The sequence below is a fragment of the Brevibacillus sp. FSL K6-2834 genome (genome assembly GCF_038592925.1).
Taxonomy (GTDB): domain Bacteria; phylum Bacillota; class Bacilli; order Brevibacillales; family Brevibacillaceae; genus Brevibacillus; species Brevibacillus borstelensis.
In genome coordinates, this window is the sequence record NZ_CP151945.1 from 3,371,990 (window position 1) to 3,395,672 (window position 23,683).

At 48.0% G+C, this 23,683-nt stretch carries 25 protein-coding genes; 8 read left to right on the top strand and 17 right to left on the bottom strand.

Annotated elements, in window-relative coordinates:
* Positions 1–25: 25 nt before the first annotated feature.
* Genes istA through NST96_RS16695 form a run of 3 tightly spaced genes read left to right on the top strand, consistent with a single transcriptional unit; the run spans position 26 to position 2,632 of the window.
* Positions 26–1,531: an IS21 family transposase gene (gene istA / locus NST96_RS16685; protein ID WP_023555239.1), complete on the top strand. Its 1,506-nt coding sequence runs from the start codon at positions 26–28 to the stop codon at positions 1,529–1,531.
* The gene (gene istB, locus NST96_RS16690; RefSeq protein WP_023555238.1) at positions 1,528–2,256 is read left to right on the top strand and encodes an IS21-like element helper ATPase IstB; all 729 of its coding nucleotides are present in this window, start codon (positions 1,528–1,530) and stop codon (positions 2,254–2,256) included. The genes istA and istB overlap by 4 nt, the downstream gene beginning before the upstream one ends.
* Positions 2,257–2,293: 37 nt before the next feature.
* On the top strand, positions 2,294–2,632 hold the full coding sequence (locus NST96_RS16695) for a hypothetical protein (RefSeq protein WP_342404252.1): 339 nt from the start codon (positions 2,294–2,296) through the stop codon (positions 2,630–2,632).
* A gap of 307 nt (positions 2,633–2,939) precedes the next feature.
* Here the strand turns inward: NST96_RS16695 and NST96_RS16700 are convergent, their stop codons facing one another.
* Positions 2,940–5,504 (bottom strand): helicase C-terminal domain-containing protein, encoded by a 2,565-nt coding sequence (locus NST96_RS16700; RefSeq protein WP_342404253.1) that lies wholly within the window; start codon positions 5,502–5,504, stop codon positions 2,940–2,942.
* 372 nt (positions 5,505–5,876) lie between these two features.
* On the opposite strand from NST96_RS16700, the gene NST96_RS16705 reads away from it, so the two are divergent.
* Both NST96_RS16705 and NST96_RS16710 read left to right on the top strand, forming a co-directional pair.
* Positions 5,877–6,245 carry an ImmA/IrrE family metallo-endopeptidase gene (locus NST96_RS16705; protein WP_342406542.1) on the top strand — a complete coding sequence of 123 codons (369 nt, stop codon included), beginning with the start codon at positions 5,877–5,879 and terminating at the stop codon, positions 6,243–6,245.
* Between the two features lie 1,141 nt (positions 6,246–7,386).
* On the top strand, positions 7,387–9,027 hold the full coding sequence (locus tag NST96_RS16710; RefSeq protein WP_342404254.1) for a recombinase family protein: 1,641 nt from the start codon (positions 7,387–7,389) through the stop codon (positions 9,025–9,027).
* Here the strand turns inward: NST96_RS16710 and NST96_RS16715 are convergent.
* The gene (locus NST96_RS16715; protein WP_003386009.1) at positions 8,969–10,030 is read right to left on the bottom strand and encodes a YifB family Mg chelatase-like AAA ATPase; all 1,062 of its coding nucleotides are present in this window, start codon (positions 10,028–10,030) and stop codon (positions 8,969–8,971) included. The genes NST96_RS16710 and NST96_RS16715 overlap by 59 nt on opposite strands.
* A gap of 123 nt (positions 10,031–10,153) precedes the next feature.
* Between NST96_RS16715 and NST96_RS16720 the strand changes: the two genes are divergently transcribed.
* Positions 10,154–10,465, top strand: a complete 312-nt coding sequence (locus NST96_RS16720; RefSeq protein ID WP_340701397.1) for a hypothetical protein — start codon at positions 10,154–10,156, stop codon at positions 10,463–10,465.
* 41 nt (positions 10,466–10,506) lie between these two features.
* Entirely contained in the window at positions 10,507–11,232 is a 726-nt protein-coding gene (locus NST96_RS16725; RefSeq protein WP_172921129.1) for a polysaccharide deacetylase family protein, read from the top strand.
* Between the two features lie 215 nt (positions 11,233–11,447).
* Here NST96_RS16725 and NST96_RS16730 read toward each other — a convergent pair whose 3' ends face one another.
* Positions 11,448–12,152, bottom strand: a complete 705-nt coding sequence (locus tag NST96_RS16730) for a 3'-5' exonuclease (protein ID WP_243014898.1) — start codon at positions 12,150–12,152, stop codon at positions 11,448–11,450.
* A gap of 58 nt (positions 12,153–12,210) precedes the next feature.
* Positions 12,211–12,981: a nucleotidyltransferase domain-containing protein gene (locus NST96_RS16735; RefSeq protein ID WP_031932919.1), complete on the bottom strand. Its 771-nt coding sequence runs from the start codon at positions 12,979–12,981 to the stop codon at positions 12,211–12,213.
* 367 nt (positions 12,982–13,348) lie between these two features.
* Here NST96_RS16735 and NST96_RS16740 point away from each other — a divergent pair, with 367 nt between their 5' ends.
* Positions 13,349–14,164, top strand: a complete 816-nt coding sequence (locus NST96_RS16740; RefSeq protein WP_003386014.1) for a hypothetical protein — start codon at positions 13,349–13,351, stop codon at positions 14,162–14,164.
* A 285-nt stretch (positions 14,165–14,449) separates the two neighbouring features.
* On the opposite strand, the gene NST96_RS16745 is transcribed toward NST96_RS16740, so the two are convergent.
* The 13 genes from NST96_RS16745 to ffh all read right to left on the bottom strand — a co-directional run bounded on the left by NST96_RS16745 (position 14,450) and on the right by ffh (position 23,681).
* The gene (locus NST96_RS16745) at positions 14,450–14,845 is read right to left on the bottom strand and encodes a YraN family protein (protein ID WP_003386015.1); all 396 of its coding nucleotides are present in this window, start codon (positions 14,843–14,845) and stop codon (positions 14,450–14,452) included.
* The gene (locus tag NST96_RS16750; protein ID WP_024982994.1) at positions 14,842–15,135 is read right to left on the bottom strand and encodes an EscU/YscU/HrcU family type III secretion system export apparatus switch protein; all 294 of its coding nucleotides are present in this window, start codon (positions 15,133–15,135) and stop codon (positions 14,842–14,844) included. Before NST96_RS16750 ends, NST96_RS16745 begins: the two co-directional genes overlap by 4 nt.
* Positions 15,132–16,796 carry a hypothetical protein gene (locus NST96_RS16755; RefSeq protein ID WP_031932921.1) on the bottom strand — a complete coding sequence of 555 codons (1,665 nt, stop codon included), beginning with the start codon at positions 16,794–16,796 and terminating at the stop codon, positions 15,132–15,134. The genes NST96_RS16750 and NST96_RS16755 overlap by 4 nt, the downstream gene beginning before the upstream one ends.
* Positions 16,797–16,833: 37 nt before the next feature.
* A complete protein-coding gene (locus NST96_RS16760; RefSeq protein WP_031932922.1) occupies positions 16,834–17,610 on the bottom strand; it encodes a ribonuclease HII in 777 nt (258 codons plus the stop codon).
* 80 nt (positions 17,611–17,690) lie between these two features.
* Entirely contained in the window at positions 17,691–18,581 is an 891-nt protein-coding gene (ylqF, locus tag NST96_RS16765) for a ribosome biogenesis GTPase YlqF (protein WP_003386019.1), read from the bottom strand.
* A gap of 39 nt (positions 18,582–18,620) precedes the next feature.
* The gene (lepB, locus tag NST96_RS16770; RefSeq protein WP_003386020.1) at positions 18,621–19,178 is read right to left on the bottom strand and encodes a signal peptidase I; all 558 of its coding nucleotides are present in this window, start codon (positions 19,176–19,178) and stop codon (positions 18,621–18,623) included.
* A gap of 118 nt (positions 19,179–19,296) precedes the next feature.
* Positions 19,297–19,644: a 50S ribosomal protein L19 gene (gene rplS / locus NST96_RS16775; protein WP_003386021.1), complete on the bottom strand. Its 348-nt coding sequence runs from the start codon at positions 19,642–19,644 to the stop codon at positions 19,297–19,299.
* 147 nt (positions 19,645–19,791) lie between these two features.
* Positions 19,792–20,544 carry a tRNA (guanosine(37)-N1)-methyltransferase TrmD gene (gene trmD, locus NST96_RS16780; protein WP_003386022.1) on the bottom strand — a complete coding sequence of 251 codons (753 nt, stop codon included), beginning with the start codon at positions 20,542–20,544 and terminating at the stop codon, positions 19,792–19,794.
* A gap of 13 nt (positions 20,545–20,557) precedes the next feature.
* On the bottom strand, positions 20,558–21,076 hold the full coding sequence (gene rimM / locus NST96_RS16785; protein WP_024982988.1) for a ribosome maturation factor RimM: 519 nt from the start codon (positions 21,074–21,076) through the stop codon (positions 20,558–20,560).
* A gap of 66 nt (positions 21,077–21,142) precedes the next feature.
* Positions 21,143–21,574: a YlqD family protein gene (locus NST96_RS16790; RefSeq protein WP_003386024.1), complete on the bottom strand. Its 432-nt coding sequence runs from the start codon at positions 21,572–21,574 to the stop codon at positions 21,143–21,145.
* A 68-nt stretch (positions 21,575–21,642) separates the two neighbouring features.
* Positions 21,643–21,870: a KH domain-containing protein gene (locus NST96_RS16795; protein ID WP_003386025.1), complete on the bottom strand. Its 228-nt coding sequence runs from the start codon at positions 21,868–21,870 to the stop codon at positions 21,643–21,645.
* A 23-nt stretch (positions 21,871–21,893) separates the two neighbouring features.
* The gene (gene rpsP / locus NST96_RS16800; RefSeq protein WP_003386026.1) at positions 21,894–22,166 is read right to left on the bottom strand and encodes a 30S ribosomal protein S16; all 273 of its coding nucleotides are present in this window, start codon (positions 22,164–22,166) and stop codon (positions 21,894–21,896) included.
* 108 nt (positions 22,167–22,274) lie between these two features.
* Entirely contained in the window at positions 22,275–23,681 is a 1,407-nt protein-coding gene (gene ffh / locus NST96_RS16805) for a signal recognition particle protein (protein ID WP_122958709.1), read from the bottom strand.
* Between the last annotated feature and the right edge of the window lie 2 nt (positions 23,682–23,683).

The window sequence follows — 23,683 nt, forward strand, 5'->3', positions numbered from 1 at the left end:
GCTAGAATCTGAGGGAGTGAGAGGAATGTTGAAAGTGCCACAACAACAGTATATCCGATTTTTGCGGGAAGTCGAAGGGTGTTCGATTCAGGAAATTGCGGAACGTGTCCAGGTGAATTGGCGAACCGCCAAGAAATATGCGGATCGCGACGATTGGAATGAACCGGTATGCAAGCGAAAAGGCCGCCATCCGGTGTTGGGACCGTACTTAGAGATTATTGACACATGGCTGGAGGATGATGAGCGTCTTCCACGCAAGCAACGCCATACAGCCGTCCGCATGTTTCAGCGGTTACGGGATGAGTACGGCTTCCCTGGCGGGCAGCGAACGGTATCCGAATATGTCTCCAAACGGAAGAAAGCCATGGCAGCCGAACGAGCCGAACATTTTGAGCGTTTGGAGCATCCAGGCGGGGAAGCCCAGGCTGACTTTGGGACGGTGTACGTGGTCAAGTCGGGAGAACTGGTGGAGCGGAAAGTATTGACCCTGTCGTTTCCGTACAGCAATGCCGCCTTTGTGTTCCCGGTTCCGAAAGAAAACACGGAATGCTTTCTGGAGGCCTTAGGGCGGCTATTTCAGCAAATGGGAGGGGTTCCTCGCAAGATTTGGTTTGACAACTTGTCCGCTGCTGTTGTGTCCATCCAGCAAGGCGGAAAACGAGAGTGTACGGAAGCGTTTCGGCGTTTCTGCGCCCATTACCGCTTTGAGCCCCTGTTTTGCAATCCATACAGCGGCCATGAGAAAGGCCATGTGGAAAACAAAGTGGGGTATGGACGCCGGAACTGGTGTGTTCCGCCACCGGTTATCGATACGCCGGAACAACTGGAGACGTATTTGGCGGAAGCTGCCCGTGCGGATATGCAGCGCCCTCACTATGTGAAAAAGCAAACCATTGCCGAGTTGTGGAAGCAAGAAAAATGCAAGCTGCTGACGCTGCCGACGACACCGCTGGAGATTTTCCGGCTGGAGACGTGCCACCTGAACAAATACGCTGAGCTGTCGTTTGACGCGGCTCTCTTCCCGTTGCCGCAGTGTCGGGCCATGCAGCCGGTTTTGGTGAAAGTCAAGTGGGATGTGCTGGAGGTGTTAACGGCAGACGGGACATACACCCCGATTGTGACATTGCCTCGTCCCTATACGGAGAAAGTCATTCCAGTAGATTGGAAGGCGGTATTGAAGAGATATGAAAAACGCCCGCGGGCGGTGATGTATTCTTCCTTTACCAATATGATGCCTCAGGCGCTCCAAACGTTTTTGACGGTGGAAGACATGAATGCACGAAAAGCACGAATTCGCCTGCTCCATCGATTGCTCGACACCTATACGTTGAAGGAAATCGGGCAAGTACTGGGAGAATTGTCGCATCAGCAAGAGCATCTGGCTGTTGCCTTGGAGCATGCCCTTTACGCGATAAAACACCCTGTTTTCCGCCCGGAACCGTTTTCAGAGTCGCATACACCCCCTGCCCTTCACGGGCAGATACCCATACTGGATGAGTACGACCGGATCCTGGGGGTGAGGGTGGAATGAGAGAAGAGCTGGCAAAGGTGTGCAAAACTTTGCATTTGGCGCATGTGATGGAAACCTATGAACAGGTGCCGTTTGAAGATCGGGAGAGCTTCTTGCTGGGAGTCTTGCGGATGGAGATTCAACGGCGGGAGGAGACAAAGCTGAAGCGACTGATAAAGAAAGCCGCGTTTCCCCAACTGAAGACACTGGAAGATTACGCTTTTGAGGCAGTCACCTTACCGGAAACATGTACAAAGGAGGGATTGATCGACCTACGTTTTTTGGAGCGCAAGGAAAATGTGCTGATGCTGGGAAAAGTGGGCACGGGGAAGACCCATCTGGCAACAGCGCTTGGCGTAGAGGCGTGCCGAAGGGGATATGCCGTTCGATTCTTCCGTGTTCCCGATCTGGTTGCGCTCTTGCAGGAAAAACACGCGAATGGGGCACTGATGCGGTTTCAAAAAGAACTGGCAGACTGTGAGTTGTTGATTTTGGACGAGGTTGGGTTTGTTCCCTTTCACCAAACGGGGGCTGAGCTGTTGTTTCATGTTATCTCGGCCTGCTATGAGAGAAACAGTGTGATTGTGACGTCGAATTTGGAGTTTGGGCAGTGGAATACGGTGTTTGGAGATACGCGATTGACGGCAGCCCTTGTGGATCGCCTCGTCCACCACGCCCATATTCTGGCGTTTACCGGAGAAAGCTACCGACTGCGCCATGCTCTATCCAGCATGAAGTCTTCCTAAATTCTTTTGTATTGATGTTGGCAGTGTTCTGCATAAATTGGCCGCCAAACTCTGCATTTTTGAGTTGCAAAATACAGTTGCAAGGGTTTTAAATGAAATTGCTCCTAATGACGAATGGGTCCGACATATGCCAGAGAATTTTATTAAAAGAATATTCCCTTTTGATCCTTTATTCGGAAGATCAGGTGTAGATGGTTTTAACTACTCCTCACCAATTTTAACTCAAAGTAGAAATTCAATCTTTACTCATAATAACGTGATTAAAAGAGATGTAATTGAAAAGAAATGGATACCATTTCTAAATGCCAATAAAGAAGCTTACTATTTTGAAGGCATGGAATATAGTATTCGAAAAAATAAAATCAAGCCAATATAATGGAGCTTCTCCTCATATTATATACACGGAAATTCACATATACTCCCCCACCCACTTGAATTATGGGTGTTGGAGCAGAACATGCTGAGTGAGGAAGATAAGAGAGCATGTAAGATACTTGAGGTATTTGGCGGAGCGAGAGAATTAGAATCGACTACGAGACAAGGAGTTTTACAAACCTCTGTGTATTTCCCGACCATGCTTAGCCGCTGGTCGTAAGGGTGTAAAGTACATGGTGCACAAGATTTTTCTGAAAGTGATGTTACAAAAAGGAGGAGCTAGTTTCGCTAAGCTCCTCTTTCTATTTTTAGAACTGAACACAATCTACTATAGGTTTTGCCTTGAAGTGTTCCCGAATGCTGAATACGTCAAGACGATTATTTTGAAGAAGAGTAACTAGTTTATTGATAGCCGCTTCTTCTCCATTGTACCTCAACTCATTTTTTACTTCTCGGTTTATGTGTTCGGTTCTAGTAAACAACTCACTAATGTAATCTGGATGTACAAGAAACAGATTCTCCGTTGCGTGAGCTGAATGTGAAGATACTCTCTGTTTTGCACAAATCATTACGGTTGTGATCTCGTCTTCAGGAACATTTTTTACATTGTGACGAAACCAGCTTGCATGAGCCTGAGCTTGCCGGAGGTCATCCAAGGGAATTTCTCCATCAGGATTATCAATATCTGTTTTCATTTCAAAAACAAACCAGTCATTTAAGATCCCCCAGTATCCATCCGGAACCCCATTCCCGTTCGGTCGATTTGAGGAAAAACCTAGAAACTCCCCCCAATCTCGCATGGACAATTCATACAGTTTGGCCTCTTTTTGATTAAGACCAACCCGTATCTGTTCCATTTTGTTTTCAAACTTCCGATGATGATCCCCATATCTTTTAAGATTTTCAATAATACGCTGCACCTGTAATTCAAGCGGTGGTGGTAACTGTATCTGCTGCTTAACTGTTGGCTCATCAAATAACCGCTTGTCCAACCAAAGTTTGTAGGTCGATGCACAAATAGCACGTCGATGGTATTCGTGTTCTTTTTCACGATTGTTCTGATGGACACCAATGCAAGCGATGAGGTAGTTCCACCATGCTCGGTACCCATTCAGAGTCGGTACTTTAGAGTAAATCTGTATCACACTATCAATTTCTCTGTGTGCACGATCCCATTCCTTTTCCCACACGTGATAGAGGTAATTGATTTCATGCTTTATGGCATTTTTAAAAAGTTCGTTTAACGGGTTTTTCAGTCGATCACGTTTCTTTTGCTCCGTTGTTCCTCGAATCCACGATTCAACATCTTGCCACTCCTCTCCTTGCTGTAGGAAAACTCTTACAGACTCGTTCCATTGTTCTATTGTTTTGATGTTGTCGACCTGCGCAAAGGCAAATTCCAGCTCTGCATCAATCTCTGGAGGGAGCATCTGTCTAAACTCATTCTTATAAAGATGTTGTCCAACATTTCTCCCTAAGAAAAGCACAACGGCATAGTCATCATTTCCACGCGTACAACGCCCCAATCCTTGTGTCACTCGGGTTAGTAACATGTTCTCAAACAACTCGGTAGCATTCAGTCGGTCAAGCAGGAATTTGTCCTGCATGCTGATCCCCGTTGGAAGGTCGTAGATAATTTGAAATCGACATTGTTCATCTTTGAGATCAATTCCTTCATAACGTCCATGCAAGACAAGAACTGCTGAATCATTTCCTGTAAAAGGAGACATGTCATCCTCCACATCAGCAGCTCCAAGCACCGTATGCTGTGTATTCACTTTAAAATAATTTTCTAAAGAGGAAGAGATTCTCTTAGATGGGGTAAGGACCAGTGTCCGCGGTTGGTTTTTAACAGAATCCAGTACAACCTTATCCAAATCCTCTTCCTCAAAATGATCATTTGGGAAAAGAATCAATCGTCGCCCCGACACCTTCTGCGTAGAGTCGTCAAACGGGCAAATTCGATGTATTTCTGGCACACCAAAAACCCTTTCCAACTCTCCGGCCTCTCCTATCGTCGCAGACATGTAAATTCTCTCTTCTGCTCCAGCAAATGCTGGATGTCGTAGGTTAGGAGGGAGGACAGGTTGTATGGAAATCGTGTTGTGCGACAAATAAATCTGACACGCATGCAGATGATTTCTTATACGGGTCCAGGGGTAATACAATTTTGTTCCATCGGTATGTTGATCCAAAAAGGCTTGAATGTTATACATTCTCGGAGCCCAAAGTGCTACCGGTATTATATCAATCCCATCGGTTAGGGGATCATAGTTACCATATATAATTTTACTTTTTACGTGGGTTGCTATCACATCTCCCAGTTCTGAAATGAGGTTTAAAAATACATTTTCAAATTCAGAACGTGTAATCTGGAGCCCCCAAAATCCTTGAATGGCATACTCTGCAGCGTGTGCATCATCAAAAATAATCAGCTGCGCATCAGGAAAAGCGGGTCGTGTATTAAAGATATGTGAGTAGGTGGTTACTGCGATCAATTGCGAGCGCTGATATTTCCCTAAATCTTGTTGAGGTAGCTCACTCACTTTCCCAACGAGTGTCGTTGATTTTATACCGTAAGAATTCAGCAGTTCTGCAGTTTGATAAGCCAATTGTCGTGTTGCGCAAGTGTACACCACTCGCCAGTTCTTCGTAATACGATTAAACTCTCCAATCAATCCTCCAACAAGAGTTTTCCCATGCCCTGCCGGCATTTCGATGGCTATATCTCTCTTACTGTTTCGAATTTCTTCATACGCAGTTACGGCATCACGTTGCTGGTATGACATCCGTTCCAGTTTCCCAAGTTGTGTAAAAAGTGTCTTAATGTCTGTCGGGGTTAACTGGTTACCACCTGGGATACGAAAAACCATGTTTTATCACCTCAACATTTGATAATTAAGAATATTCTACTTTTTAACTCAATCTAGTGATTTATGCCCCCCTGATAACTCCCTCTTTTTATGTCATTCCTGTTCCTATTAATAATCCTACTAGAGCAAATCCCCCCCTTACTTCAAATAGACCGACAAGATCTAGCAAAATTTTACACCAAAAGATATAATATGAATAGTCTGTTTGACCTGCTTTTATCTTCTTACACGAACATTTATTCGCAAATGGGGTGAATAACATTGAAACTTAAGTATTCCCCTACTCCTTTAGAATCATGGGTTTCTCGATTTTATTTATCCCTTGGCATTCGTAGGCCAAATGATCTGGTTGAATCCCGAATTGCTAAAGCCTTGAACATCTTCCTTATGTATAAGGACGTCCCCTCAATGTCGTACGAGTTTGGCCGTTTCAGAAGCATCACTATAGACAAAAGGCTCCCCACCAAAGTTCAACGGGAACGTTTTTACCATGAACTTTGTCATATCCTCCGTCACGCAGGGCGACAAATTATGATGCCCGAGGCATTTCTTGAACTCCAAGAATGGGATGCCAAGAATTTTACTAGATACGCTGCTTTGCCACTACACATGTTAACTGCTTTTGATTTCAAACAGCAAGGTATTGTAGATGTATTATCGGAACAGTTTAAGGTGACACCAGAGTTGTGTGCGGAAAGATTAAAAAGGATTAGGGAAAAAGCTAAACACTTAGTACGTTAAATCGCCCCTAGTTTTAAACGATGGGAGGGTTTAAAAACATCGTACTGGTAGACTCTTGGATGGAAAGACAAACAAATGATTACTTAATCGAACTAGTTGCCATCTGAAGCTCAGCTGTTTTTGTCGTACTCAGCCCTCACGTTATATAGTAAAACTTTCCACAACTTATAAAATGAGCTATACTAAAAATAAACATTACACAAATAGAATGGTTGACTTCGTATGGAACGATTCAAAAAAGTTTTTTTAGTTTTTAGCCACGAGTTTAAGAAAATTTTTTATAAGCCATTTATTGTTGGCATACTATTGTTGATCTATTCATTTTTACCTCTTTTAAACGTAAATGTTGTATTTGTTCTTTTTCTCGTCCTTTCCGGGATATTACTTTCACTACTACTATATCGATTTGCTAACAATCCGATACTTTTTCTATATGAAAAAATATACTTGGATATATTTTTATTATTAATATATTGGATGACAATTTCCACGATATATATTGTTCTTAGTGAATTTCTCTTCGAATATAACACCGTATTAAAAAGCACATTTTTTGTTACTTGTTTGGGTCTACTTTTTCTAAGAGCTACGAAATATCTTATAGATTTAACACTAGGGATTATAAATGATGTATCAAAAGTAAAAATCAAAGACCCGAAAATGAATTTATTAGCAACAATTATTACCATAGTTTTTATAGTGATTCTAACTGATTTTATTGTTAGTATAATCTATTCATCGGTGATCCTCTTAGGTGGGTTTTTTGGTAATTTGACGGAATTTGAATACTTTACTGATATCAAAGAAGAACTTAACACTAAAACAATTCTCGCATTATCTAAGATATTTTATTTTACTTTCTCAATTCATCACTCAATCCCCCTTTCAGATGGGACAGTATTCTCTAAATTTCAAGAGGTTATAAACAATAGTCCAATTCTATTCATAATTCAAATTCTTCACGTCCTTTTGGCTAAGGCGATTGACATTTTAATTCTAGGAGTTGTTGCAAACAGATTTTTCGAATACTTTCAAAGTAGATCTCTTGAACGAAATAGTCCTTGAAGGACTTTTCTTTTTTAAATACAAACGAACATATATTCCTATTTTGTATAGTAAGCTTTGTTGAGGAGATGAAAGCATGTATAGATTTGCAGTGTATTCCCGGGTAAGCTCAGACGACCAAGCAGAACGCGGAACAATTGAAAACCAGCTCGAATTTGCTCGTAAATACGCTGACCTCCACCAACTGGAAATCGTGAAGTGGTACAAAGATGATGGGGTTACCGGTACCATTCCTTTGGAGGCTCGACCTGCCGGCCGAGATCTCCTGGAAGATGCGAAAAACGGACAAATCGATCTCTTGCTCATCTATCGGCTGGACAGGCTCGGTAGATCGGCCAGGATCATCCTTAACTCAGTTCACGAATTGGAGAGCAACGGAGTCAAGATTCGATCCATGACTGAACCGTTTGACACCGGTGATCCCTCGGGGCGCTTCCTTCTAACCATACTGGCTGGGGTAGCAGACTTAGAGCGCGAGACTATATTGGAACGTTTGTGGTACGGCGCAAACCGCGCTGCGAGGTCAGGGAAATGGCTTGGAGGAATTGTCCCTTATGGTTATCGTGTCAACAATGAGGGCTACCTTGAGATATGTGAAGACCGGCTGCCTAACTGTGACATGACGGAAGCCGAAGTCGTTCGATTGATTTTTCACATGCTAGCGAACCAAGGCCATTCTTGCATTAAGGTAGCCGATTACTTAAACGCACTAGGTATCCCCACCGCGTATGCAAAGGACGACCGTAAAGTAATCCGCGGAAAACGAAAAGAAAATACGGCTGGTATTTGGAGACCATCCAGAGTGCGCGGGATCATTACCAACACCACATACAAAGGAATCCATCGCTATGGAAAACGGAGCTCGAAAGAACGTGAGCTAATCGAACGCGAAGTCCCGGCCATTGTTGACGTCGAGACATGGGAAAAAGCCCAACAAGTCCTTAGAGATAACCAAATTGAAGCCATGCGAAACATAAAAAATCGTTATCTGCTGCGCGGGTTGATGAAATGCCAGTGTTGCGGTTTAACTTATATAGGGGTTCATTATCCAGGAAGTAGACGCGCACTAAAAGGTTTTTATGTATGTACTGGAAAACAATCTTACAAGGGAGCTATGCAGGGGAAATGTACTTCGAAAAACATTCCTCAGGATTGGATTGAGGACTTGGTATGGAAAGATTGTCTCACGTTCATAAAACAGCCAGGGGAAGCGTTACAGGAAATTGCTGCGGCGATGGAAGCTAAACAATCAGAAAAGCTTGATCTTGAATCAGAAACTGCCCTCATTCAAAAAGCGATCGACGACAAGGATATAGAACGTCAAAGTATCTTGGATCTCTTCCGAAAGAACATCATCACCTTTACGGACTTGGAGAAGCAAATCCAAAAGATTAATCAGGAAAAGGAGGTCTTGGAACAGCGGCTTTATGAAATTCAAAATTCATTGAAAGTTGAACAGGACTACACAACCAAAGTCACAAATGCTCTCGAGTTCCTCAATACATTACGGAATAAGCTCAATAGCGAACCATCATTTGAGATGAAGCGAGAAATTGTGAAATCACTGGTTCAACGTATTCAGGTGCATACCATCTATGACGAATACACGAAACGACCTCGGGCATCCGTTACCGTTCAATATTCTTTTTCCAAAGATGTTATTCACACGGGCAAGGATTTAACGACGATATCAGCAAAAACCTTGCTGGAAACGTAAAAACGTGCCGCGATCTGGCGATAGTCACAACTCCCGCTTCCAACGGTTGCCGAAGCGCTTCCAATACGTGCCGTGAAAACTCGGGCATTTCATCGAGAAACAAGATGCCGCCATGAGCCAGACTGCATTCCCCCGGTCTCGGGCTATGGGCTCCTCCGCCGACAAGCGCTGCCGTCGTCACTGTGTGATGCGGAGAGCGAAATGGCCGCTCCTGGATGAGTCCTCTTTTATCCGTCAATTGCCCGGCGATACTGTAAATTTTTGTAACATCATACGATTCATCCAGATTCATTTTTGGCATGATGGACGGCAAGCATGTTGCCAGCATTGTCTTTCCGGAGCCTGGAGGGCCCATGAGCATCACATTGTGAAAGCCGGCGGCAGCCACTTCAAGTCCCCTCTTTACAAAAGTTTGACCGTAAACCGAGGAGAAGTCGGGTAAAGACTGCCGGGCAGAGTTGTCATCTGACCTCTCTTCAACTCCCTCCGGCGCTTCGAGGGTCGTTGACCAATACTTTACAGCAGCGCTTAAACTCGCAGCCGGCAGAACGGTCAATTCGGCCAATTTCGCCTCGGCGGCATTTTGCTCAGGCAGGATCACATGTGTAAAGCCTTCCGCCTGTGCCTGCAGCAAAATGGGCAAAACACCGCTGACCGGCCGCAATGAGCCGTCCAATGCCAGCTCCCCCAGCAGCAAAATTGCTTCTCTTCTCTGTGGAATCTGTTTGGACGCCAGCAGGATTCCCATTGCGATAGACAAATCAAATCCGGAGCCTTCCTTTCTCAGATCAGCGGGAGCAAGGTTGACTGTAATTCGCTGCATCGGGTACTCGAAGCCGGAGTTGCGAAGCGCTGCCCTGACGCGATCGCGCGATTCTTTTACAGCTGATCCCCCTAAGCCGACCAGATCAAACTGGGGCAAACCATTAGCTATATCGGTTTCAACAGCGACCAGCATGCCGTTGATCCCGTAAACAGTTCCGCAAAAACTGCGCGCGTACATAGACAAGCATCACCTCTTGCTTCCACTGTAGAAAAAGTAAGAGGGGGCTGGCAAATAAGTTTCCAGCAGCCATAAGCGATGGTACAATAATAGCTGGAAATTAAAGTGAAAGGAGTTGAACAAATGGATACGACGATTGAAAGGGCACTCGGCGTGATGCTGGAAAACTGGGACCGGTTAAAGAAAAGTCAGGAGGATGACGCAGAGGAAGATGCAAATCAATTTGAGGCCTCCTTCTACGCTTTGATAGATGAGATTCGGGACTGGTTCGCAGGCCTGGAAGAGGCGCCCAAGTCGCTTGATGAAGCTGTTCGGCTCCCCGAGATGGATCAGATTTTGAAACGATTGCCTGGCGAACTCGTCTTAAATTTTGAGACTGAGTTGGAATTGATCGTCGAAGGGGAAACAAGAGAGGAAGACGAGAGGTACGACTAAGGATCAGCATAAAAATTGATAGAAATAAAGGAAAAAATATGATGAAAAAGAAATGGCTCCTCATTGTCTCATTAGTCGCTCTTCAATTTGCATGTGCTTTTTCACCTGCTCCTGCGGAAACGGATTCTGCTTCCACCCCCATTTTGGAATACCATTCCATTGTGGATAATAAAGACAACATGTATTGTGTCGACCCCGTTACTTTTGAGGAACAAGTAAAAACAATCTTGCAAATGGGCTATCAGCCAATTACGGCATCAGAATTGCTCGAAATGTGGAAAGACAAGAAAAAGACGGTCTCCAAGCCTATTTTGTTAACATTTGACGATGGTTATAAAGACAATTACACCACTGCTTTTCCCATTTTGAAAAAATATCAAATAAAAGCTACCGTGTTCCTCGTCACTTCCTCCATCGGGAAACCGAATTTTTTGTCATGGGATGAGATTAAGGAAATGCAGGAAAGCGGTTTGATAGATTTTCAGTCGCACACGATAAGCCACCCGAATCTGTTGAAATTGAAGGCGGAAGAGGTAAGAAATGAGTTTGTCGAGTCAAAGCGAATGCTGGAGCAGCACCTGAACAAACCTGTACGAATCCTCGCCTATCCATACGGCTATCACCGCCCTTACATGTTTCCCATGTTAAAAAAGGCCGGTTATGAAATGGCGTTATCTACGTATCCTGGTCTGGCTGGGGAGAGGCAAGGCATGTTTGCTGTGCGTCGTATCTCGACGACCAAGGATCCTCTGATTTTCCTTCGTTGAGTGAATTGCTCCTTTTTGCGGCACACTCAGCTTTATATCGGTTAAAACATATTGACAAAGGATTGCTGTTAAACTCTCAGCAATCCTTTTCTTCGTTTGAGTTCCATCCGGTTTCGGTTGTTTGGGATGAAAGAAAAACTTGAAACCGACTTCCCTTGCAAGTTGTTTCAACACTATATGCTTTTCAGATGAACGATCGAGCCTTCTTTTTACGACTATTCCCTTGTCAGCGAAGAGCTATGCACTTCTTGCCTGCTGGCTGTACAATCCAGACAAAAGCGTTTCGAACCGGAAAAAGCTGTGTAGTATTTTTCTTTAGAGCATCTTCTGCATTTCCAGTAAAGAGCACACGACATCGAATAGTTCTCCTCCGGCGTATTCCTGTCAAGCTGCACGTAAGAGCGATGTTTCAGTAACAAATTTGCCGTGTTGATCGCGTCGGAACGAGCGGAGTGAAGCCTTCCCTGAACCTCCAGTCCCGATTGCAGGACAGCGTCCTTCAGCTTCATTTGTGTGCGCCCGCTCAAGTACTGGCTGATCGCCGGTTGAATATCATTATAATTTTTCAACCAGTTCAAGCTAATCCCGTATCTCGCGCAATGCTCAACGAATAGTAGTCTGTCATCCCCTCCCCACGAACATAAATAATAGTCATCACCGAGCCAATCGATGAACTGCCGAATGCCTTGCTGAAACGGTACTACTCGCTGCAAATCCGCTTCTTTCATCCCTATGAACTTTCTTGTTCTCAGGCCGATCTTTCCTCTTATCTCTGGATGTGTATAGCACTGAAATGTTTGCATCTGTGCCGACTGAGGATCAGATAAGTTTATTTTTCTTGCACCAATCTCGATAATTTCGGGAGTTTGCCCCTTTTCGTATGTAAATGTAGTCTCCAGATCAAACACAACTGCATCCATATCTTCACCTCAAGTGCACCATCATGTAGTCAATCAGTTTATTATAACTCAGCAGGCCCTACTGCCATACGATTTTCAAATATTTGCGATAGAGTTCATCAAGCTGCTGTGTTGGATCGGCAATGACGCTCCTTTGCAAAGCTGCGTAATCCGTATAATGTGTCATTTGCTCTTCGATGAACAGATGTAATTCATCGATCCGCTTTTCCAGATGCAGCTCCTCTCCCGCTATCTTTCTTTTCAGCAATTCCTCGATTATGTGTTTTATCTGTGAATCATCGAGCAAATCATCGAGCAATTCCTGAAACAATATGGGCGGATTCGTGTTGTATTTCTCGATCCACATGCATGCCAGCAGAGGGCGAAGCACGTAAAAGTATTTCTTTATCCGGACCTGTTCGCCTTGCAAATAATCCCGATAATTGCCTTTGGCCATGCTGAGATAATGGTGGAGGGACGACTTTGGAGAGAATACTTGATGCCTAATATTCAGCATCTCCTCTTTAAAACCGTACGCATCGTGATAGACAATATCGGAATTCAGCCATTCCAAGAGCGGCGGATTCGATTTTCGAAACAGCTTTAAAGCCTTTCTGATATCCCAACCGCTACTATCAAGGACATCATTGATCGGTTCCTCGATGACATCCCTTTTGTCGTCGATAGACAGATACCACTCAAGGGGTTTGATATACACAAACCTCACGTCGTAGTCACTGTCTTGAGACGGAAACCCCCATGCCCTGCTCCCTGATTCCACAGCAAATAAAATGCGTACCTGATGCTCTTCTTCTATTCTTTTGAGCGCTTTTTGAATGGTTTCGATCATTTTTCGTCCCTCGTCCTTCTGATCCACGTCATTCCTTGCCATTTTTGCTTTTTTCGTAAGCAGTTCAATGATTTTCTCATTTTGATCAATTTGGTGATAATATTGGAATTGAGCCCATTTTCATTCCCAACCAGACACACTGTTTTCGATTGAGATGGCATACCGTAATTTGCTTCCTAGCAATCAAAATGACTATCTCCACCGCCTCTTCCATTCATGAACCTCATAACGCTTCCTCAAAACCAATATAATGGAATATGCTTAATGAAGCTACTAAAGTATGCAAACCGACTGAAGCTCGTCTTCCTTTTTACAGATAACTCTCTCCACTTCTTAGTACGATTCTTACCAGTAGGAGTTGTTCCCATTGATTTCGCTCAATTTCGCTTTTGAGGAAAAATACCGTTCGCATACTGTTACACTGAACATAGAAGAAACCGCTACTCCCGATACATACTCGCATGCCATTGAAAAACTTATTCATGACTTTATCCCCTATATCGGGAAGACGCAAAATGATATGTATTCCCTTGAAATCATCGTGGCCGGGGAGGAAATCAGCGAACCGGCGTTTTGGGAAAAGGCGATTCTTGATTTTCGTTTGGAGGACTTGGCAATCCGTTATCACAAAGCATTGATACATCTTGTTAAATCCTCAAAACCTGTTTGGCTCGATGAAGAAAATCCTGCTGGACGAAGTGCAGCCTTTTATCTGTCCAAGCTATCAGTCGCTAACCTCCCCTATTACACTGAGTACATAAAATGGCACGACATGGATCACGAAGTGTCAGAATATCAGGATATCGAGGAACTGATTAAAATGTACGGTTGGTGTCCTGAAACTTTGGAGCTCGCAGCCGTTCGCGGCGGCATCGGATGTGGCCAAGAGGGGCTCTGGCAGTTTGACAGCTTTGTGAAAGAAATGGGGTTAAGGGAATACTTGCTGGAAAACAATTTGCTGGATCATTTTGTCTTTGCGGTATTCCTGGAGAATTACCTCAAGCATTACGGAGAGATCATGAAGAACAACCGTCATTTTCATTGGCCATTGTCATACTGCCTTGATTTTGTTTCCGATATTCTTGCCGATTTGATCGAAGATGAGGATGTCGCTGGGGAATATTTTGCCAAATGCCGCTCCATTGCCGAGAATTATTACGCGGAGCATAAATTGCCGGTGTAATTCAGATCGTGATGTGATTTCTCTACCAGGACCATGACTGGAGAAATGATTGGGAAGCTATGAACAGCAGAATTATGCCTTTCCAAAGGACAGGGAGTGACCGTTGCGGAATGAATGCTCTGCTCAGGGGAACAAAAAAATACCCCCCGGCGAAGCCGGAAGGTCAAGAGATGGTGCTTGGAGGAGTTTCATCGCGTCGAGTACAGTACATAGTACGCGATCAAACGGCCCTCTGCTTTAGACGCATCCCCAGAAGGCGGCCTATTTGGCGCCCGTTTTTCGGTTTTAAAAGGCATACTCGACATGGGTAATGACTGGTGCTTGGACCGTAATGTCCATATTGGCCCTATCGTTCGCTTTGCCCGTATGATACTGGATCCCCACTACATCAAAGCGAAACTGTCTCACCGAAATCATCTTCGCTTGCATGTACGTGAGCGCCATCTCCCTCAGCTTTTTTTGCTTCTGCCATGTAATTGACTCTAAAGCAGAGCCGTATCTCAGGCCGCTTCGAGTACGAACCTCGACGAACACAAGAACATCCCCGTCCCAAGCAACCAGGTCGATTTCTCCCCTCGCTGTCCGGTAATTCCGTTCTACGATCCGAAGCCCTTTTTGCTGCAAATACGCTTCCGCCATGCGCTCGCCTCGATGGCCCAGTTCACGGCGTGCATCATTCACCCCAACTTTTTCCCTCCTTTGTCCAGACGGTAGACGAAAGCGAGGACTTCCGCTACTACCTGGTACAGCTCGGGAGGGATTTGCTGGTTCAGATCGAGTTTGCCCAGCACTTCTACCAGTGATGGATCTTCCTGAATCGGAATATTGCTGTCTTTGGCAGCCTTCAGCAGGTTTTCCGCCACGTAGCCCTTGCCCTTGGCCACAACGGTTGGCGCCTCCATCACGCCAGCCTGATAACGCAATGCAACGGCTTGCTTTCGCTTTTCTCTTTCAAAGGGAGGGGTGCTCATACGCGAAAATCTACCCCCTTGTAGTCTGCAAGCATGTATCCACTATTACCGCCCAGCCGGGGGGCCGTCCGTTTCGCGTCCGCGTCCGGGATGCTCTGTACCCTCATGGAGGAGAGCTGATAGCCAATGCCTTGCAATTGGTCAGCCAGACCCTCTCGCATGTTCTGGACGAGCGGTTCTACCCAATCATTGTTGTTGAACACCTGGATATTCACAATTCGGTTGACGATCCCGACATCCAGCATGGTCGTGCCCATCGCATTTAGATCGAGATGGAAAAACAGGCGGCAGTTTTCCGGGTCCAGCTCTCCTCCGCCTTTTTTCTTGGACTCGATTTGTACATAGGCCGTGTCCTCGCCATCGTTTGTCCGGATAGGGATTTGCATGACCACTTGTGCAAACGGCTGATTGGAGGGCTGTGCGAGCATGAGCTGCTGTCCGGTGACTTGCTGCAGCAGAGTGTCTGCCGCATCGCGCAGACCTGCAGGCATGCCGTTTTGCGAACTGGAGGCAAGCTGCAATAACAGGGACTTTACAGACTCCAGTTGCCTCTGAGCTTCTTGTGCACCCTTCATCGCATGTCCCAACGCATCGCGCTCGTGGGAAAGCCCCAACTGACGAAACATCTCCAAAATCGGGTGGTCATTTCGCGGAGTTTGCGAGGACTGGAGGGATGCTGCTCTGTCGGTACCTGTACCGATCGATTCCGCTTCCCATATGCCCGCAGGCTGGTCGGCGGAAGTGGTCAGACCTCCGGCTCGTGGCTGGCTGAATGGCTGATTCCCAGACCTCGAGACCTGCTCTGTCAGCGTCCTCAACTGCTGCTCGCCGAACTGCCCAGTCGCCGCTCCTTTTGCATGGCCGGCCATAGCTGCAGAATTTGACGCTGGCTGCGGTGATTCGGACACATCGCCATGTGGCAAAGCGACTGGCAGTTTGGCGACTTTATCGCGGAGCTGTCCGACAATCATCCGAAGCTGGGCGTTCAGAAGATCGGCAGCCGCATTTCCCGCTCCACTGCCGCCTGAAGGCCTTGCTTGGCTTCCGTCTTGCGAGAAGCGATTCGCCCCTTGTTCCTCAGATTGCAAAAAGCTGTCGGCTTGGTTCAAAAAATGTTGTATCACTTGAGCGAGCGGCTTTTCTGACAGAAATGCTTTCAAGCCTGCAATTGAGTCGGGCGTCACCGGTAGATTGCGCTTCAAGGCAAGCAGGAACGCATCCAGTGTCCCCTGATCCGCTCCCAACTGCTGTGTCACGGCAGCATAGCTTTGTACAGCATCCCGATTTACAGGAAGGTTTGACGAAACCAGTGCTTGGACGATCGCTCGGTTCTCTTTTGTTTCCGCGAAGCCCAGAGATCTCATCAAGCCTTCGAGGGATGCATCTGCGACCGTTCCACCCTGCGGAGAGTTCAGCACCTTCAGTGTGATGACACCGCTGGTCGGCTGGACTTGAAGCCAGGCTCGCTGGCCTGCTTCCAGATTCGCTTCCAGCTTTGCCTGGACCTGCATCCCCCCGATCTGGACCAATGCCATATTTTCTGGATATGTCCTCACTACCGCTCCTGTAAATACTTGGCCAGGTGTAAACTCAATCGGTTTGGGAGCCGCAGCGCCGGTGCGCTGCATGAGTGATTGTACCATTTGCGCAGGGGAAAACATGTCATGCCTCCTATATCGCAAGCCCGGTGCCGGAGCGTCAGGCCTGCGCCTTTACCCCGGTAAACGTCCTCCGATGGATCGGGGTCGAACCGCAGCGCTCCAGAGCCGCCAGATGCTCCGCCGTACCGTAGCCAGCGTTTTTTTCAAAGCCGTATTGCGGATAGATTTCTGCGTATTTTGCCATGATTCGGTCTCGTGTCACCTTTGCGACGACCGAGGCCGCCGCGATGGAGACACTTTTGCCGTCTCCGCCGATGATCGGCAATTGTCTGTAGGGCAGATCCTTCAACTGAACAGCGTCGATCAGGCAAGCGTCCGGGGCAATCGAAGCATCTGCGATAGCCAGCTTCATCGCTTCTTTCGTCGCTTCCAAAATATTGATCTCATCGATGCGTTCGGCGGATACGATGCCAATCCCGACCGCAACCGCTTTGGATGCAATGACTTCGTAAAATGCTTCTCTCGTCGCAGCCGGCAACTTTTTCGAATCATTCAAACCAGGCAGGTAAAAATCTGGCGGCAAACAGACAGCCGCAGCCACTACAGGCCCCGCCAGAGGGCCTCGTCCTACTTCGTCGATGCCGAGAAGATGCTCATATCCCTCAGCCCGGAGCGACCGTTCAAACGTGGTCATCTCCTCCCACTGGCAGGCAAGCTTCTCCTGTCTGGCCTTGGCTTGCTCCATTTGGCGCACAAGGTCATGCACGCCTTTTCGTTTATCTTCTTTCAGCAATTGTAAAAAATCTTTCGGGACCTCGTCCATTTTTTCTAGCAGATCCCGTATTTCTTTTATCGACATTTCGGCCAGATTCATTGATTCCATCACCTTACGCTATGTATTTACGAAAAAACCCGTCTACCCATTGGATAGACAGGTGTGTATCTGTAAGCCTCCTAAATGAGGGCTTGCGGCTTGCCGATCGGTTCTTCCATTTCCCAATCGATGGGGCGCTCCAGCGTAACGGTCCCCAATTTGCCTGACCGCAGGTCGCGCAAAAACAATTCGGCTGCCTTGTCATAGTCGATTTCTCCGCCTGATATGAGGCAGCCGCGCTTTTTGCCGATTTCCTCGAGCATGGTGACCCGGTCTTGGGGCAATTCCTTCAGCTTGAACCGCTCTGTCAAGCGTTCCGGGTAATAGTGCATCATGTAGCTGATCGCAAAGAGCGCTACTTCTGTAAAATCGATCAATTCATCCTTGATGGCGCCGCTCGCTGCCAGCCGAAGACCGACCATCTGGTCCTCAAACTTCGGCCACAGAATTCCTGGCGTATCGAGCAGCTCCAAGGTGTCGCCCATTTTTACCCATTGCTGCGCCTTGGTAACAGCCGGTCTGTCACCCGTTTGCGCCACGGCACGCTTGGCCAGTCGGTTGATCAGCGAGGATTTCCCCACGTTTGGAATCCCGAGAATCATAATCCGGATCGCTCGGGCCTGCATGCCGCGCTCCGCTCGCTTGGCCAGCATATCCGCTGCCAGCTCCCTGCAGACTTCGGGCAGCTTGTTTACACCCTTCCCGCTCAGTGCATCGATCGGTAGGGTGCGGAGGTTTTGCTCCCGGAAGTATCGAACCCACTCTTCCGTTACCTTCTCATCTGCCAAATCGGCTTTGTTCAGCAGCAGCAGCCGCGGTTTATCGCTCACGATCTCGTCGATCATCGGATTGCGGCTGGATAGCGGCAGCCTGGAGTCAAGCAGTTCGATTACTACGTCAATCTGCTTCAGCTTCTCCGTAACCTGTCTGCGGGCCTTTGCCATATGTCCGGGAAACCACTGAATGGCCATGACGTCTCACCTGCCTTTTTGTCATACATATTCGTCCGATCAACGGGTTACCCGTATGTCGGAGAAGGGCCAAAATACAAACTCGGCACGTCCCACCACGCGATCCAGCCCTACTGGGCCGATGGCGCGGCTATCGTGACTGTTCAGGCGATTATCGCCAAGCACAAAAATTTGTCCTTCGCCGATCTGGAAGGGGCCGAAATCCTCAGTCAGCGGAATCTTCCTCTCCGCTGCTTCCTTGCGATTTTGGGCCAAGTAGGGCTCGTCTACGACTTTCCCGTTTATCAATAACTGGTCATCTTTCGCTTCGACCGTATCTCCCGCTACCGCGACAACCCGCTTGATATAATCCCGTTTTTCCTCAGCGTGGAAAACGATAATATCGCCGCGCTTCGGCTCGGAGAGATAGTAGATAGCTTTGTTGACCACCAATTTTTCGTTGTTATGTAAAGTGTGCTCCATCGATTCACCGTCTACGATGAAGGGGGCGAACAGAAACGTTCGGATGATAAACGCCAAAATGATCGCTATGCCTAGTGCCTTGAGCCATTCCCATGTCTCGTTTTTGGCTCGGCTGGAGGCGACTTCTTCGCTCATATTTCGATCCCTCCGCTTCTGCCGGTATGGTCCCCGAAATAGGGTTTTTCCATTCTTCTGCAATGGAAAAAGAGGCCCGGCTAGCAGGCCAGACCCCTTTTCTATCGAACACTTGCTATTATCGACGAATTTCCTTGATGCGGGCTGCCTTACCAACGCGATCGCGCAGATAGTACAGTTTCGCACGGCGAACTTTACCGTGACGCACAACCTCGATCTTGTCGATCTTTGGAGTGTGTACCGGGAACGTACGCTCAACACCTACGCCGTAAGAAATCTTACGAACAGTGAAGGTTTCGCTGACACCTGTACCACGGCGGCGGATCACAACGCCTTCAAACAGCTGGATACGCTCGCGCTGACCCTCGATAACCTTAACGTGAACACGAACAGTGTCACCAGGTCGGAACGCAGGAATGTCCTGTTTCAGTTGCTCTTTTTCCAATTCACGAATTACTTGGTTCATCCTCAATTCCCTCCTTCCGATCAGACGTTCTTACTCGTCTATCAATAGCCGGCATGAAAACCGGGATACGAGTAGCGGACCGCCTTAGTCAGCGGGCAAAATTGCCACAAGAAGTATATTAGCATATTGATCTGCAAACTACAAGGTTTATTCCTTAGACAAGCCCGAATTTTTTTCCTCTTGTTCCAGCTCGCGCAGCAGCTTCTGCATGTCCTCGGTCATTTCCATAGCAGCCAGCAGGTCGGGCCTGCGCTCTTTTGTTCTCCTCAGGGATTCCTTCATCCGCCAGCGAACAATATTGGCATGGTGGCCCGAGAGCAAAATATCAGGCACCTTCCACCCGCGGAACTCAGCCGGGCGCGTATAGTGAGGATGCTCCAGCAATCCGGTGGTGAAGGAATCCTCCACAGCCGAGCTCTCATTGCCCAAAGCCCCGGGTTGGAGGCGGACGACACTGTCGATGACGACCATGGCAGCCAGCTCGCCACCTGTCAGCACGTAGTCGCCGATCGATATTTCATCGGTCACGAGATATTGGCGGATGCGTTCGTCATAGCCTTCGTAGTGCCCGCATATAAACACCAGGTGCTCTTCACGGGCCAGCTCCTCCGCCAGCTTTTGTCGATACGGCTTGCCTTGCGGACACATGAGGATAACCCGAGGCTTCGCCTCAGCGGTTACTGCCTCGACAGCCCGAAACAACGGTTCCGGCTTGAGAACCATGCCCCCGCCGCCGCCGTATGGCGTATCGTCCACGGTACCGTGCTTGCTCTCGGAAAACTCCCGAAAGTTTGTCACGTGAAAGTCCACGATTCCCTTTTCCTTGGCCTTGCCGAGAATGCTGCTCCCCAAGACTCCTTCGAACATTTCGGGAAACAGTGTCAATATGTCAATTCGCACCCATTGTCCTCCTCTACAGCAAGCCTTCCATCAGGTGGCAGACAACGCGTTTGCCGGCAATATCGACTTCCTTGATGCAATCGTCAATATACGGCAAAAGGATTTCTCCGCGCTTCCCTTTTACGACCCATACGTCATTGGCACCGGGCTGGAGGACATCGACGATTTTTCCCAGCTCTTCTCCCGTATCTGTCACCACCAGACAGCCTACCAGCTGGTGTATGTAAAATTCGTCTTCCTCCAGCTCCAGCAGGGCATCGTCCGGGATTTTCAGTTCGCCGCCCTTGTATTTCTCCACGTCGTTGATAGACGAGTACCCTTCAAAACTAAGGATTTCAAAATCCTTGTGGGAACGGCGGGTCGCTACTTTAAGCGTGATCGGCTTGTCCAAGGAAGGGTGGAACAAATACAGCTCGCTGCCTTTTTTAAACCGCTCGTCAGGGAAATCAGTCGTGGAAATGACCCTGACTTCTCCCCGCAGCCCTTGCGTATTTACCAGCTTTCCCACGGTATAGAAACGCTTTTCACTCATGCGGTTCCTCCTTTCGGTTCGCGAAAACCTGTGTTTCGAGTACAAGCAGTGACGAAGCACGGCTGTTTACCCGTTAGTCGGCGGTCCGTTTCTAATCTCGTTAACGACACCGTCTTTTATCAGGATTACCGTTCCTGACATTTTTTCTTCCCAAACGTCGCCAATTTCAATTTGAACCGGGCTTTGTACCGTCATATAGTCCAATTCCGCACCCGCAGGCAAGGTTTCCACCAGCCTCATCTGTACATGCAAATGCTCCTGCTTTTCCTGGCGGCGGCGCTCTTCCTGCGAAATTTTTTCCTGTACCTGCTGCAGCATGTCTGCCGATCGTTTGCGGGCATCAGCCAAAAGCTTTTTCGCCTGAAACTCCCACTGCTGCCATTCGTCCTGCTGTTGGCGAAGCTGCCTTTGGTACTGCTCGGTTAGCGCGGCACGAGACGCTTCGGTCAAAACGATTTTCACCTGGACCGTACGTAAGATCGTGAGCACGTCTGCCATTTCCTCCCGTAAGGACTAGTCGACATCTGGACCTATAGAAAAAAGACTGGGACACCTCCCAGCCTTTCCTAGACAATCTCAACCGTGACCCGCTTGTCCGTTTGCACAGATGCGGCGGTCACGACAGTGCGAAGAGCCTTCGCTATTCGCCCCTGCTTGCCGATGATCTTCCCCATATCATCGGGATGCACCGACAGTTCGTAGACGAGCGTGCGCTCTTTCTCCACCGCATTGACACGAACTTCATCAGGATGATCGACGAGAGCCTTTGCGATCGTTTCGACCAGTGCTTTCATCATCGGACCTCCAGATGAACGGCTTACTTGCCGTATTTCGTTTCGTGTACTTTCGCCATAACGCCTGCTTTGGAGAGCAGGTTGCGAACGGTATCAGTCGGAGCTGCACCGTTCAGGATCCATTGCACCGCTTTCTCAGTGTCAATGTTCACAACAGCCGGTTGAGCAACCGGGTTGTAGTAACCGATTTCCTCGATGAAACGGCCATCACGCGGAGAACGGGAGTCAGCAACAACTACACGGTAGAATGGAGCTTTCTTGGAACCCATACGCTTCAGACGGATTTTAACTGCCATGTTGTTCACCTCCTATATGGATCAACGCAATCAACTATGCGTTGGCAATGCTTATCTGAACCATCGCCGCCCTTGCTTTTGCAAAAAGAGGCGAAGAGATCATCCCACTTATTTAAATGGCGGCTTGAAATTGAACGGGAAGTTGTTTCCTCCCTGATTGCCGCCTTTGCCCATGAACGGAAGTCCGAAGCCTTTTTTCTTCGCCTTCTTTTTCATCTTGTCCGCGACGCCGGTAAACTGCTTCATCATTTTTTTCATCTCGTCAAACTGCTTGATGAACCGGTTTACTTCCTGAATCGTTGTCCCGCTGCCTGCCGCGATGCGTTTTCGGCGGCTGGCGTTGAGCAGCTCAGGGTTGGAGCGCTCTTCTTTGGTCATCGATTTGGCGATCGCCTCGACACGGGCAATCTGTTTTTCATCCACCTTTACGGAGCCCTTCATCTTGTTCATTCCCGGCATCATGCCGAGAAGGTCCTCAAAAGGTCCGAGGTTGCGCATTTGCTGCATGGCGTCGAGGAACATGTCAAACGTAAATTCCCCTTGGCGCATCTGGCGTTCCATCTCTTTGGCCTTCTCTTCATCGACGGCTTCCTGCGCCTTTTCGATCAGGCTGAGCACATCGCCCATCCCGAGAATCCGGGAGGCCATGCGATCCGGGTGAAACGGCTCCAGAGCATCCAGCTTTTCGCCCATCGCGGCAAATTTAATCGGCTTGCCTGTCACTGCTTTTACGGACAAGGCTGCACCGCCGCGCGTATCGCCGTCAAGCTTGGTCAGAATCACGCCCGTCAGCTCCAACTGGCTGTTGAAGCTCTCTGCCACGTTGACGGCATCTTGACCTGTCATCGCGTCGACTACGAGCAAAATTTCGTCCGGCCTGGCTACTTCGCGCACTTGCTTCAGCTCTTCCATCAGCGCTTCGTCAATATGCAGCCGGCCCGCCGTATCGATAATCACATAGTCGAGGTGATTGGCTTTCGCATGGTCGATCGCTTGTTTGGCGATCTCGACCGGACTTACCTGATCACCCAGAGAGAAAACGGGAACGTTCAGTTGATCCCCCAAAACCTGCAGCTGCTTGATGGCTGCCGGACGGTAAATGTCGGCTGCAACCAATAGCGGTTTGCGATTTTGCTTTTGCAAGTACTTGGCCAGCTTGCCAGTCGTCGTCGTCTTACCGGCTCCTTGCAGACCAGCCATCATGACGACTGTTGGCGGTCGGTGAGACGCGGCCAATTGGGCGACGTTTCCGCCCATTAATTCGATCAGCTCTTCGTTGACGATCTTGATGACCATCTGGCCGGGAGTGAGGCTCTTGAGCACCTCTTGCCCGACTGCCCGCTCTTTTACGCGAGCAACGAAATCCTTTACGACCTTGAAGTTGACGTCGGCTTCCAGCAGGGCCAGACGGACTTCGCGCATCGCCTCACTGACGACGGCCTCGTCGATCTTGCCTCTGCCGCGCAGTTTGTCAAATGCGCTCTGCAGCCGGCTGGCTAAGCTTTCAAACGCCATAC